The sequence below is a fragment of the Rhodococcus sp. MTM3W5.2 genome, assembly GCF_001984015.1.
GTDB classification, from domain to species: domain Bacteria; phylum Actinomycetota; class Actinomycetes; order Mycobacteriales; family Mycobacteriaceae; genus Rhodococcus_G; species Rhodococcus_G oryzae.
The window spans coordinates 3,851,686-3,866,272 of sequence record NZ_CP019572.1 but is presented as its reverse complement, the minus strand read 5'-3'; the positions used below and the strand labels follow the sequence as shown (position 1 = coordinate 3,866,272).

General features: G+C 70.6%; 2 protein-coding genes and 1 pseudogene. All 3 read left to right on the top strand.

What is annotated here, in order from left to right:
• Positions 1-7 precede the first annotated feature (7 nt).
• The 3 genes and pseudogenes from BTZ20_RS17480 (at position 8) to BTZ20_RS29180 (ending at position 14,567) form a co-directional block, all read left to right on the top strand.
• A complete protein-coding gene (locus BTZ20_RS17480) occupies positions 8-2,842 on the top strand; it encodes a type I polyketide synthase (protein ID WP_077042233.1) in 2,835 nt (944 codons plus the stop codon).
• A pseudogene (locus tag BTZ20_RS26840) lies at positions 2,836-9,140 on the top strand (type I polyketide synthase); the annotation flags it as partial. The gene BTZ20_RS17480 and the pseudogene BTZ20_RS26840, both read left to right, overlap by 7 nt.
• Before the next feature lie 51 nt (positions 9,141-9,191).
• Positions 9,192-14,567: a type I polyketide synthase gene (locus tag BTZ20_RS29180; RefSeq protein WP_145982334.1), complete on the top strand. Its 5,376-nt coding sequence runs from the start codon at positions 9,192-9,194 to the stop codon at positions 14,565-14,567.
• Positions 14,568-14,587 lie beyond the last annotated feature (20 nt).

Sequence of the window (14,587 nt, the reverse complement as noted above, 5' to 3'; positions counted from 1 at the left end):
GAAGAACGTGGAGAAGTCAGTGCGCGACGTCGCCGAGGCCCTGCGCCGCACCCTGCTCGAGAACGATCGGCTGCGCAAGCAGAATGAACGGATGGCAGGCGCGGCCGCCGAGCCCATCGCGATCGTGTCGATGAGCTGCCGTTACCCGGGCGGTGTCGAATCGCCCGATGACCTGTGGCGTTTGGTCGCCGACGGCACGGATGCGATCGGCGAGTTCCCGTCGAACCGGGGGTGGGACCTGAGCAGGCTGTTCGACGCCGATCCCGAGGCGCGTGGGCACAGCTATACCCGGGAAGGCGGCTTCCTCGACGAGCCGGGCATGTTCGACACGCGCCTGTTCGGCATCTCGCCCCGCGAGGCCGGCGCCATGGATCCCCAGCAACGCTTGTTGCTGCACACCGCATGGGAGAGCTTCGAACGGGCCGGTATCGCGCCACTGTCACTGGAAGGCCGCCGGATCGGGGTGTTCGTCGGCGGCGGCTCCGGCGACCATCCTTCGGTGCTGGCCGCCGCCGGCACCTCGCTCGAAGGTGAAGTGCTCACCAGTATTTCGAGCAGCGTGCTCTCGGGCCGGATCTCCTACGCCTTCGGTCTGAACGGGCCCGCCGTCACGGTGGACACGGCCTGTTCCTCGTCGCTGGTCGCCCTCCATCTGGCCGTGCAGGCCCTGCGCAACGGCGAATGCGAGCTCGCGCTCGGTGGTGGCGTCGCCGTCATGCACACGCCGTCGACCTTCATCGAGGTGTCCAGGCAGCGCGGCCTGGCCGAGGACGGACGATGCAAGGCGTTTGCCGCGGCCGCCGACGGCACCGGTTTCGCGGAGGGCGCCGGTCTGGTTCTGCTGGAGCGGCTGTCCGACGCGCGCAGGCACGGGCACACGGTGCTGGCCGTCATCCGCGGTTCCGCGGTGAATCAGGACGGTGCGTCGAACGGTCTATCCGCGCCGAACGGCGCCGCCCAGCGCCGGGTGATCCGCCAGGCGCTCGGCAATGCGCGCCTCACCGGTGCGGAGGTCGATGTCGTCGAGGCACACGGCACCGGAACGGTATTGGGTGATCCGATCGAGGCGCAGGCCATCGTCGAGACCTACGGCAAGGATCACCAGGGCGCGGGTCCGCTGTGGCTCGGCTCGATCAAATCCAATATCGGCCACGCGCAGGCCGCCGCGGGCGTGGCAGGCGTGATCAAGATGGTCATGGCGATGCGTCACGGCGTGCTGCCACAGACCTTGCATGTGAATGAGCCGACCCCGCACGTTGATTGGTCCGCGGGGCACGTCCGGCTGTTGACCGAGGCGCAGGCCTGGTCCGATGCGGACCGGCCGCGTCGCGCGGCCGTGTCGTCGTTCGGCGTGAGCGGAACGAACGCCCATCTGATCCTGGAGCAGGCTCCTGTCTCAGCTCCGCTCGAGCGCGCCGACGATCCGCCTGCCGTGCTGCCATATCTGTTGTCGGGCAAAACTTCCGAGGCCTTGCGCGAGCAAGCGCTGCGACTGCACGGGTACCTCGGCAGCAGGCCGGAACTGGAACTGCGGGACGTGGCGCTGTCGTTGGCGACCACGCGTTCGCCGCTCGATGAGCGTGCGGTTGTCGTTGCCGAGGATCGGGCGGAGCTGCTGGCCGCGCTGGCTGCGCTGGCGGCAGAACAGCTTCCGGACAACATCGTGCGCGCCGGTGTGCGGCGAGCGCGCACCGGCGTGGTGTTCGTCTTCCCCGGTCACGGGTGGCAGTGGACCGGAATGGTCACCGAATTGCTCGCCACCGAACCGGTTTTCGCCGCCCGGCTCGCGGAATGCGCCGCGGCGATCGACCCGCTGGTCGAGTGGTCGGTGCTGGATGTCCTGCGGTCCGAGGCGCCGCCGTCCGAGCTGACCGAGATATGGCAGCCGGTGCTGTTCGCGGTGATGGTCTCGCTGGCCGAACTCTGGCGTTCCTACGGCGTCGAGGCCGGCGCGGTGATCGGTCACTCGCAGGGCGAGATCGCCGCCGCCTGCGTGGCCGGGGCGCTGTCATTGAACGATGCGGCGCGGATTGCCGTCCGTCGCTCGCAGTTGTTCGCCGACGAACTCGTCGGAAACGGCACGCTGGCGTTGCTCGCACTACCGGTCGAGGACGTCCGGCAGCGACTGCGCGCCCGTCCCGCGCTGACCGTTGCCGCGGTGAACAATCCGACCACCACGATCGTCGCCGGCGACGAAGATCAGTTGCTGGAGCTGGTGGCCGCCTGCGAGACCGAGGGCGTGCGGGCCCACATGCTTCCGGGAACCGTTGCCAGCCACTGCGATCGAGTGGAACCGCTGCGGGATCGGTTGCTCGATGCCGTGGCCGGGATCGAGCCGCAGGCCGCCGCGTTGCCGTTCTATTCGACGGTCACCGGCGAACTGCTCGATGCGGCGGAGCTCGGACCGGAGTACTGGTACCGCAATGCGCGCGAAGCCGTCGAATTCGATCGGACGATCCGCACGGCAATCGACCATGGCTACCACACCTTCGTCGAGCTGAGCGCACATCCATGGCTCACCGTTGGCATCGAACAGACCGCCGAAGCGGTCGGCGTCGAGGCGGTGGTGACCGGCACGCTGCGCCGCGACGACGGCGGCCGGCGGCGGCTGATCACCTCGCTGGCCGTGCTGTATACCGCAGGTCTGCCGGTGGATTGGCGATCGATCCTGGACAGCGCCGACGGCCGTCCGGTCGACCTACCGACCTATCCCTTCGACGCAACCCGCTACTGGATGGAGATCGCCGCGCGACCCGGCGATCCCGGAGCCATGGGCCTGGCCGCCGTCGATCACCCGTTGCTCGCGGCGGCGGTGTCGGTGGCCAGCTCGGGGCAGTGGTGATCACCGGGTTGCTCTCCCGGCGAACCCATCCCTGGCTGGCCGATCATGCGGTTGGCGACACCGTGCTGCTGCCGGGCACCGCGTTCGCGGAGCTGGCGCTGCGGGCCGGTGCGCTCGACGGTTACGACCAGCTCGAGGAATTGACGCTCGAGGCGGCGCTGGTCCTGCCCGCCGAGACCGCGACACAACTTCAGGTCGCCGTCGCGCCCGCGGACGAGCACGGCCGGCGCGCGCTGTCGATCCATTCGCGCGCCGAGGGTACCGACGACGACGCGTGGCAGTGCCATGCCAACGCGGTGCTGACCCGGGCGGAATCGGCCGGCCGCGACGATTCCGGGCCCTGGCCGCCCGCGGGTGCGCAACCGGTCGCCGATGCCGAGCTGGACGGTCTCTACGACACCCTGTCCGCCCTCGGCATGGTCTACGGCCCGGCCTTCCAGGGATTGGTCGCCGCATGGCGCAGCGGTGACGAGGTCTGCGCCGAGGTGCGTCCGGTCGAATCCCTCGGCGACACCGATCGTTTCGGGCTGCATCCGGCATTGCTCGACGCGGCGCTGCACGCTCTCGCGTTCGGCACGTTCACCGCGTCCGCGACCGGACCGCAGCTGCCGTTTGCCTGGCGCGGGGTGACCCTGCACCGCAGCGGGGCGTCCGTGCTCCGGGTCCGGCTCGGCAAGGGCGCGTCCGGTGGCGTTTCCGTGCGGATTGCCGACGACGAGGGTCACGCGGTGCTGACCGCGGAGTCCGTCGTCCTGCGTGCGATGCCCGCGTCGGCGCGGCAGACTGATGATCTGCTCCAGGTGAGCTGGCAGCCGGTGCCGGCCGGCGACGGAAAGGCAAGCGGCTGGATCGATCTCAGCGCGGACGACCGGCCGGTCGGCGCGGCGGAGCTGGCCGCGCTGGCGGCGGACGCACCCGTACCCGACCTGGTTTTGCTGCCGGTGCGGCCGGGCCGGCCGGACGCCGATGCCGCGCACGCGGAGGTGGTCCGCGGGCTGGAGATCGTGCAGACCTGGCTCGGGGCGGCCGAATTCGACGACGCACAACTGGTATTCGTGACTCGGCAGGCGATGACGACGGACGCCGACACGACGGCGCCCGATCTCGCGGGCGCCGCGCTGTGGGGTCTGATCCGTTCGGCGCAGTCCGAACATCCGGACCGATTCGTGCTGGTCGATATCGATGACGATCCGCGATCGCGGGACCTGCTGCCCGCCGCCGCGCGCAGCGGTGAGCCACAACTCGCGATTCGTGGCGGGGTGCTCACTGCGCCGCGACTGACGAGAGTGGCGGCAGGCGAGCGCCGTGCGGCGCAGCCTTGGGATCCCGAGGGCACCGTGCTGATCACCGGTGGCACCGGGACCATCGGCGCCGACCTGGCGCGGCATTTCGTCACCGGCTACGGGGTGCGTCGGCTCGCCCTGGTCGGCAGGCGCGGCATCGACGCGCCGGGCGCGCCCGAACTGCTGGACGAGCTCACGGCACTCGGTGCCGAGGTGTCCATCTTCGCCTGCGATGTGGCCGACCGCGCCGAGCTGGCCGGCTTGCTCGACCGGCTGCCCCGGCTGACGGCCGTGGTGCACGCGGCCGTGGTGCTCGACGACGGTGTGCTCACCGCTCAGTCCCCGGACCGGCTGGCAACGGTGTTGCGCCCCAAGGTCGACGCGGCGTGGCATCTGCACGAGCTCACCCGCGAGCGTGAGCTCAGCGCCTTCCTCCTGTTCTCCTCGGCCTCCGGTGTGCTGGGTGCGCCCGGCCAGTCCGGGTACGCGGCGGCCAACACCTACCTCGACGCGCTTGCCGAACTCCGTCGGGCCCAGGGTCTTCCGGCGGTCGCACTGGCGTGGGGACGCTGGGCCCGGGCGGACGGACTGACCGCGGATCTGACGGCGGCCGACGTCGAGCGCATCGACCGGTCCGGCGTGGTCGGCATGAGCCCCGCCGAAGGCCTCGCACTGCTCGACGCCGCCCGTGAGATCGACCGGGCCGTGGTGGTTCCGCTGCGCGTGGACCAGGTCGCCTTGCGCGCGCTGGTCGAGGCCGGGGCGGTGCCGGGCCTGTTGCGCGGCCTTGTCCGCACCCCGCAGCGGGCGCGCGCGGGCGGCCGGTCCGGGAACCGGTCACTGCTGCGCAAGCTCGCCGGCGTGCCCAGTGCCGAACAGGTGAAGCTGCTGCTCGATCTCGTGCTCGAGGAGGTGGGCACGGTTCTCGGCTACGAGGGCGCCAGGCAGGTCGGTCCGACCGCCGCGTTCGCGGAGCTCGGTTTCACCTCGCTCACCGCCGTGGAGTTCCGGAATCGGATGGCGGCGGTTACAGGGCTGCGCCTGCCCGCGACGTTGGTCTTCGACTATCCGAATCCGGCGGATCTGGCCGGCTTCCTCCTCGAAACGGCGACCGGCAAGGGCACGACGCCGGATGTGGCGCAGGGTGTTTCGGCGAGCACCGACGAGCCCATCGCCATCGTTGCCATGAGCTGCCGCTATCCGGGCGGCATCGATTCGCCGGAAGCGCTGTGGCGCTTCGTCGCCGACGGTGGCGACGCGATCGCGTCGTTCCCGTTGGACCGCGGCTGGGATATGTCGGCGCTCTTCAGCGCCGAACAGCGTGGCGTGAGCCTGACCAGGGAGGGCGGATTCCTCTACGGCGCACCGGATTTCGATCCCGCGCTGTTCGGCATCTCTCCCAGGGAAGCGATCGCGATGGATCCGCAGCAGCGGGTGCTGCTCGAGCTCGCCTGGGAGGCCTTCGAGCGGGGCGGCATCGATCCGCTGTCGCTGCGCGGCAGCCGCACCGGTGTGTTCGCGGGCGTGATGTACCACGATTACGGCGCTCAGGTCAGCGAGATACCGGAAGGGGTCGAGGGTTTTCTCGCCACGGGTGTCTCCGGAAGCGTTGTCTCCGGCCGGATTTCGTATACCTTCGGTTTGGAAGGCCCCGCGCTCACCGTTGACACGGCGTGCTCGTCCTCGCTCGTGGCGATGAACTCCGCGGTGCAGGCGCTGCGTGCGGGCGAATGCACCATGGCGCTCGCGGGTGGTGTCACCGTCATGGCGACGCCGGGCACGTTCATCGAGTTCTCCCGGCAGCGCGGCCTGGCCGCCGACGGGCGCAGCAAGTCGTTCGCGGCGAACGCGGACGGGACCAGCGTGTCCGAGGGCGCGGGGCTCGTCCTGCTGGAGCGGCTGTCCGATGCGCGCCGCAACGGCCATCCGGTGCTGGCGCTGGTGCGCGGCACGGCGGTCAATCAGGACGGCGCGTCGAACGGGCTGACCGCGCCGAACGGACCTTCGCAGCAGCGCGTCATCCGGCAGGCGCTGCGCAATGCGGGCCTGTCCTCGGCCGATATCGATGTGGTCGAGGCGCACGGCACGGGCACCACGCTGGGCGACCCGATCGAGGCGCAGGCGGTGCTGGCGACCTATGGACAGGACCGGGCCGCGGACCGCCCGGTGTGGCTGGGTTCGCTGAAATCGAATATCGGCCACACCCAGGCCGCGGCGGGCGTCGCCGGCGTGATCAAGATGGTCGAGGCGATGCGGCACGGTGTGGTGCCGCAGACACTGCACGTCGATGTGCCGACACCACAGGTGGATTGGTCGGCGGGCGCGGTTCGGCTGGCGACCGAGGCCGCCTCCTGGCCGGTGTCCGATCGGCCGCGGCGGTCCGGTGTGTCGTCGTTCGGCGTCAGTGGCACCAACGCGCATGTCGTACTGGAGCACGTGCCCGAGCCGGTGCCGGAAACCGCGGTAGTGCGTCGTGATTCGGCGATTGTGCGGCCTTTCGTGCTGTCCGCGCGGACCACGACGGCACTGCGCGACCAGGCGGCTCGATTGGCGTCGTTCCTGGTGGACGGCGCGGCCCTACCGGATGTGGCATGGTCCCTCGCGACCACCCGCGCCGCGCTGGACGAGCGTGCGGTGGTGCTCGGGCGCGACCGCGCCGAACTGATAGCGGCGCTGCATGCCGTGGCCCGTGGCGAGTCGGCGGCCGAGGTGATCACCGGGCGAGTAGGCACCGGCCGGACGGCGTTCGTGTTCCCCGGTCAGGGCGCGCAGTGGGTCGGCATGGGACGCGAATTAGTGCGCACCAGCCCGGTTTTCGCGGCTCGGCTCGCCGAATGTGCCGCCGTGCTGGATCCGCTGACCGGCTGGTCGCTGCTGAAAACCCTGGCGGGCGCGGCGGAATCGGCCGACCGCGTCGATGTGGTGCAGCCGGTGTCGTTTGCCGTGATGGTGTCGCTGGCGGCGGTCTGGGAGTCTTTCGGGGTCGTGCCGGACGTGGTGGTCGGGCACTCCCAGGGCGAGATCGCCGCGGCCTGCGTCGCGGGGGCGTTGAGCTTGGCCGACGCGGCGAAGGTGGTGGTCGGGCGCAGCCGAATCATCGCGGCGGGGCTGTCCGGCCAGGGCGGCATGGTGTCGGTGGGTTTGCCCGTGGACCGGGTCGAGCCGCTGATCGCCCGGTTCGGCGACGCCGTCTCGGTGGCGGCGGTGAATGGCCCGGCGGTGACGGTGATTTCGGGTGACGATGCCGCGCTGGACGAGGTGATCGCCGAGTGCCGCGCGGCCGACGTGCGGGTGCGCCGGGTCGAGGTGGACTACGCGTCGCATTCGGCACAGGTGGACGCGATCGCCGAGCAGCTGGTCGAGGAGTTGGCCGGGGTGACGCCGCGCCGCGGGCGGATTCCGCTGTGGTCGACGGTGCGCGGACGGTCGCTCGACGGATCGGAACTAGATGCCGGGTACTGGCTGGAGAACCTGCGGCAGCCGGTGCGATTCTTCCCGGCGATCGCGGAATTGCTGGATGAGCACTACCGATTCCTGATCGAGGTCAGTTCGAATCCGGTGCTGGTGCCCGCGATCCAAGAGGCGATCGAGTCGACCGATCGGCCCGCGGTGACCATCGGTTCGCTGCGACGTGACGACGGCGGCCTGGATCGCCTGATCCACTCGCTCGCCGAGGTCTACGCGCGCGGCGCCACGGTGGACTGGCGTCCCCTGCTGGACGGCGCGGCGCGGGTGGCGCTGCCGACCTACGCGTTCCAGCATCAGCGCTACTGGCTGGAGTCGGCTCCAGGGAACCGTGATTCGGTCACCGGCACCTCCGACGCCGAGTTCTGGACAGCGGTCGAGCGTGCGGATGTCGCCGCGCTGGCCGCCGGTCTGGCGGTCGACGCACAGGTGGCGACCGATGTTCTGCCCGGCCTCGCCGCGTGGCGCGGGCGCAGGCGCGATGCGTCCGTACTGGACTCGTGGCATTACCGCGTCGATTGGCAGCCGGTCGAGGTCTCGGGCGTCGTCTCGGGATCGTGGCTGATCGTCGTGCCCGCCGGGCGGGCCGGCGATCGCGATGTCGTCGCCGTGGCAAAGACATTGGCCGACGCTTCCGTGCTCGAAGTCGATTCGGCCGACCGGTCCGTGCTCGCCGCGGCGGTCGCCGACTGCACCTACGCCTCCGGCATTGTCTCCCTGGGCAATTCGACGACGACCACCGTGGCCCTCATCCAAGCGCTCGGCGACGCGGGAATCGCCGCGCCTCTGTGGCTGGTGACCAGGGGGGCCGCGGTCACCGCGGCGCCCGACCCGGTGCAGGCCGAACTGTGGGGCCTGGGACCTGTTGTCGGACTGGAACATTCGCAGCGGTGGGGTGGCCTGGTCGACCTGCCCTTCACGCTCGACGACCGGACGCTCGCTAAGTTCGCCGCCGTCCTCGCCGGGTCGGCAGGCGAAGACCAGGTCGTGATCCGTCGCGGCGGTGTGTTGGCCCGGCGGATCGTGCCCGCGCCGACCCTCGGCGCGGCGGACACCCCGGCGTGGCGGACCAGGGGCACCCTCTTGGTCACCGGCGGCACCGGCACGCTCGGCGCGGTCACGGCGCGCTGGGCGGTGCGCCACGGCGCCGAGCGGGTGGTGCTCGCGAGCCGTCGCGGTCCGGCGGCCGAGGGCGCGTCCGAGCTGGCGGCCGAGCTGCGCGCGCTCGGCGCGCAGGTCGAGATCGTCGCGTGCGATATCGCCGACCGCGCGGCGGCCGCGACGCTGGTGGCGCTCACGCACACCGACGCCGCGCCGCTGCGGATGGTCGTGCACGCGGCCGCCTCGCTGGAGGTCGCGACCCTGCCCGGTACCACCGTCGAGGAATTCGCCAGGATGACGCGCGCCAAGGTGGCGGGCGCGGTGCATCTGGACGAGCTGACCGAAGCCATCGACCTCGACGCGTTCGTGCTCTATTCCTCGGTGGCCGGTGTCTGGGGAGCGGTGCGCACGGTGCGTACGGTGCGGCCAACGCGCATCTGCACGCCCTGGCCGAACGCCGCCGGGCCCGCGGACATACCGCGCTGTGCATTGCCTGGGGCGTGTGGGGCACACCGAACCTGTGGGACGGCACCAATCTCGTCGAGGGGATGGTGCTCGGCGAGCGGCAGACCCGGCACGGGCTGCCCCCGATGGATCCCGACCTAGCGCTCGCCGGGTTGCACGCTGCCTTGGACCGGGCGGAGACGTTCCTGCTCATTGCGGACGTCAACTGGGAGAACTTCGTTTCGCTGTTCACCATGGCGCGTCCGAGTCCATTGCTCGGCGCGGTGCCCGAGGTCCGGCGCATTCTCGCCGAGTACGCGCCCGCCGCGGCCGGCGCCGCGGCGCCTGATTCGGCACTGCGCGAACGGCTTTCCACGGTGGCCGAGCCGGACCGTCGGGCGCTGGTGCTCGAATTGATCCGCACCGAGGTCGCGGTGGTGCTCGGGCACGCGAGCTCGAAGGACGTCGAGCCGGACCGGGCGTTCCAGGAGCTCGGCTTCACCTCGCTCACGGCGGTGGAGCTGCGCAACCGGCTCGTCGAGGCGAGCGGCCTGAAGTTGCCGTCCACCATGGTCTTCGACTACCCGACCGCGAACGACCTGGCCCGCTATCTGCTCGCCGAGGCCTTCGGCATCGATCCGATGGATACGTCGGTGGCACTCGAGCAGGCGGTTCCCGAGGACGACCCGATCGTCATCGTCGGCATGGCCTGCCGCTACCCGGGCGGCGTCGGTTCGCCCGAGGAGCTGTGGCGGCTCGCGGCCGACGGGGTCGATGCGATCTCCGGCTTCCCCACCGACCGCGGCTGGGAGATTGAGAATCTGTACCATCCCGACCCCGCCAACGCGGGCACCTCATATGTGCGACATGGCGGATTCCTGCACGCCGTAGCGGATTTCGACGCGGCGTTCTTCGGGATCTCGCCGCGTGAAGCCATCGCCATGGACCCGCAGCAGCGACTGCTGCTGGAGACGGCGTGGGAGGCGTTCGAACGTTCGGGGATCGATGCACAGGCGTTGCGCGGCAGTCGAACCGGTGTTTTCGTGGGTGCCAACCCGGTGCCGCAGCTCGGCGGTGGCCGGCTCGGTGATATCGACGGGCTGTCGATGACCGGCAACGTTTCGAGCGTGCTGTCCGGCCGCGTGTCCTATGTGTTCGGGCTGGAAGGACCCGCGATCACCGTCGACACCGCGTGCTCGTCGTCGCTGGTCGCCATGCACCTGTCGGCGCAGTCGCTGCGGACCGGCGAATGTTCGCTCGCGCTGGCGGGCGGCGTGATGGTGATGTCCTCGCCCGCCGGGTTCATCGGATTCTCGCAACAGGGCGCGCTGGCGAAGGACGGCCGCTGCAAGGCGTTTTCCGCGGCGGCGGATGGGATGGCCTTCGCCGAAGGTGTGGGTCTGGTGGTGCTGGAACGGCTTTCGGACGCACAACGCAATGGGCACCAGGTGCTCGCGGTGCTGCGCGGTTCGGCGGTCAATCAGGACGGTGCGTCGAACGGGCTGACCGCGCCGAATGGTCCTGCGCAGCAACGGGTTATTCGCGACGCGCTGCGGCGTGCCGACCTGTCGCCGTCCGATATCGATGTCGTCGAGGCGCATGGCACCGGCACCGCGCTCGGCGATCCGATCGAGGCGCAGGCGTTGCTGGCCACCTACGGCCGCGATCGCAGGCCTGATCGCCCGCTGCTGCTCGGCTCGATCAAATCGAATATCGGCCACAGCCAGGCCGCGGCAGGCGTGGCAGGCGTGATCAAAGCGGTCGAGGCCCTGCGCCGCGCCGTGGTGCCCGCCACCCTGCACGCCGGCGAACCGACGCCGGAGGTGGACTGGTCGGCGGGTACGGTCGCGTTGGTAACCGAGACCAGACCGTGGCCCGAGCTGGGGCGGCCACGGCGTGCCGCGGTGTCGTCGTTCGGGATCAGTGGCACGAATGCGCACGTGATCCTGGAGCAGGCGCCTGAGGCGGCGGTGGCCTACGATGTGCCGCAGCATATTTCGCCGATGGTACGGCCCTTCGTGCTCTCCGGTAAGTCGGTGGCGGCAATGCGGGCGCAAGGGTTGCGGCTGCTGTCTTTCCTGGACGACGCCCCAGAGCCGGATCCGTCGGCGGTGTCACGGTCGCTGCTGTCGCGGGCCGGATTCAAGCATCGTGCGGTCGTGCTCGCCACGGATCGAGACGAGCTGTCGGCGGGTCTGTCAGCGCTGGCACAGGGGAATTCGATCGGCTCCGTGCGCACCGGCCGGACACGACCGGGCCGGGTCGCCTTCATTTGTGCCGGCCAGGGCGCGCAGCGCGCGGGGATGGGCCGGGAGCTGTACTCGGCGTTCCCGGTGTTCGCCGCGGCGTTCGACGAGGTCTGCGCGGTGATCGATCCGTTGCTTGGTACGTCGTTGCGCGGCATCGTGTTCGACGTCGACCGGCCCGAGGTGCTCGAGCGCACGGAGTTCGCCCAGCCCGCACTGTTCACGATGGGTATCGCACTGTTCCGCCTGCTGGAATCCTTCGGCGTGACACCGGATTTCCTCATGGGGCACTCGGTGGGCGAGCTCACCGCCGCCGCTGCGGCCGGTGCGCTGCCGGTGCCGGACGCGGCGCGGCTGGTGGTCGCGCGCGGCCGGTTGATGCAGGCGCTGCCGGCGGGCGGGGCGATGGTGGCGATCCAGGCCACCGAGGACGAAGTGGCGCAGCAGCTGCACGAGCTCGCCTGCCTGGCCGCGGTCAACGGACCCCGATCGGTGGTGGTGTCCGGTGAGCGCGCGACGGTCGGCCGGGTCGCCGACCACTTCGCCGCTCTCGGGCGCAAGACCACCTGGCTCGCGGTCTCGCACGCCTTCCACTCCGCACTGATGGATCCGATGCTCGCGGAATTCGAACGAGTCTGCGCCGGCATCGAATTCACCGAACCCGCTATCCCGGTGGTGTCGAACCTGACCGGCGAGCCGGTGTCGGCGGAGCAACTGAATTCGACGACCTATTGGGTGCGCCACGCCCGCGAGGCGGTGCGATTCGCCGAGGGTGTGCAAGCACTGACGGAACGGGGCGTGCAGAGCTTCGTCGAACTGGGCCCGGACGCGACGACGACCGGGCTGGTATTGGCAAACCTTGCCGCCGACCCGGATTCGGCGACGGTCGCGGTGCCGGTGTTGCGCGCCGATCGGGACGAACCGGCGACGCTGCTGTCGGCGCTGGCGTCGCTCTACGTCCACGGTCATCCCGTGGACTGGGCCGCCTGGTACGGCGACCGGCTCCCGCACCGCATCGAATTGCCCACCTACGCCTTCCAGCACCGTCGATTCTGGCCGGAGATCACCGCGCCCGCGCTACCGGGCGACGGTGCGGACGCGGCGTTCTGGGCGACCGTCGAGAGCGTCGATCTGGGTGAGCTGGCCGCGTCCATGGACGTGGATGCCGAGACGCTGGGCGAGGTCTTGCCCGGCCTGCGGAAGTGGCGGCATCGCTGCCAGGACGAATCGATCGTGCAATCCTGGCGGTATCGCGAAACCTGGACCCCCGTAACGCCGATCGGTGCCGAGCCCCGGGGCAACTGGCTGGTCCTGCTGCCCGAACAGATCGATCGGTCGCTGGCCGACGCGATCATCGATGCCTTCGGCCGGACCGCCGACGTCGTCTCGATGGTGGTGGGCGCGGAGACCGATCGAGCCGACCTGGCCGAGCGGTTGAGCGGCCTGGCCGCGCCGGTCGGCGTGCTGTCGCTGCTCGGACTGGACGAGCGCGTGGCCACCGGATATCCGTTGCTGCACAACGGGTTCGCGAGCACGGTGCGGCTGCTCCAGGCACTGCACGACCGCGATCTGGATACCCGCCTGTGGTGCGTCACCCGCGACGCCATGTCGGTCGATCCGGCAGACCTCGTCGGTGGCGTGGCCCAGGCCCCGCTCTGGGGCGTCGGCCGCGTTGCCGCGCTCGAGTACCCGAAACGGTGGGGCGGGCTGATCGACCTGCCGGTTAGCGTGACCGCCGCCGATCTCAGCACGCTGCTTCGGTTGCTGGGGGACCGCACCGAGGAGGATCAACTCGCGCTGCGCGGCGGTCAGGCCTTCGGCCGGCGCTTGACCCGGGCCTCGGCCCCCCTTGTCGCGAGCACCCCTTGGCATCCGAGCGGGACGGTGCTGATCACCGGTGGTGCAAGCGGTCTCGGTGCCAGGGTCGCGCGCTGGGCGGCGGCCAACGGCGCCGGGCATCTGCTGCTGATCAGCAGGCGCGGCACGGATTCGCCTGGGGCCGTCGGACTGACCGCCGAACTGCGCGCGGCCGGTGCGAGCGTGACGATGGCGGCCTGCGATGTGGCCGATCGAGACGCGCTGGCGGAACTGCTCGCGGCGGTTCCGACCGAGCATCCGTTGACGGCCGTCGTGCACGCGGCGGGCGTGCCGGTCGAAGGTCCGGTCGCGGAGACGTCCATCGCCGAGTTCGCGGCCGCGATGTCGGCGAAGGTGGGCGGCGCGCTGGCATTGCACGAGCTCACCCGTGCTCTCGACCTGGCGGCCTTCGTGCTGTTCTCGTCCGGCTCGGCGTCGTGGGGAAGCGGGAGCAACGCCGCCTACGCGGCGGGCAATGCCTTCCTCGACGGGCTGGGCAGGCACCGGAAGGCAGCCGGACTGGCCGCGACCACCGTTGCGTGGGGCAACTGGGGCGACGGCGGCGGCATGACGGCGAACGACGCCGCGCAGGATGTGCTCACCCGGCGCGGCGTCCGCCCGATGGACCCCGCATTGGCGTTTGGTGCGCTACTGCAGGCGGTCGAGCACGGGGAAACCCAGCTGACCGTCGCCGACATCGACTGGGCGCGTTTCGCGGCCCCGTTCACCTTCGTCCGGCCGAGCCCGCTGATCAGCGAGGTTCCCGAAGCGGCACGGGCGCTGCGGGCGGTGGACGACGCCGAGACGAGCGCGGGAGCGGAGATGCGGGAACGCCTCGCCGGGCTGACCGACACCGAGCGACGGAACCTGCTGAGTGCCGTCGTCAGCGCCGAAATCGTCTTGGTGCTCGGCTATTCCGGCGAGCACACCGACGATCTGGCGCGCCCGTTCGCCGAGCTCGGATTCGACTCGGTGACCGCGGTGGAGTTCCGCAACCGGCTGTCCACGGCGACCGGCACCGCGTTGCCCGCCACGCTGGTTTTCGACTACCCGACGCTGAGCGCGGTGGCCGAATTCCTCGCGGCCGAACTGGCGGGTGGTTCGGGCTCGGGCGAGCCGTTGATCCTGGACGAATTCGATCGGCTCGGTAGGGAAGTCGTGGCGATGGACTGCGACGCCGACACGAAGGCAAAGCTCGCGATCCGGCTGCAGACCCTGCTGGCGAAGCTCGGTGACAGTGCGGACGAGTCCGGCGGCGCGGCGGTCCTGGACGCCGCGAACGATGACGAGATCTTCGATCTCATCGACAACGACCTCGGTGTGCTGTGACCGCGCCGAACAACTGGTGG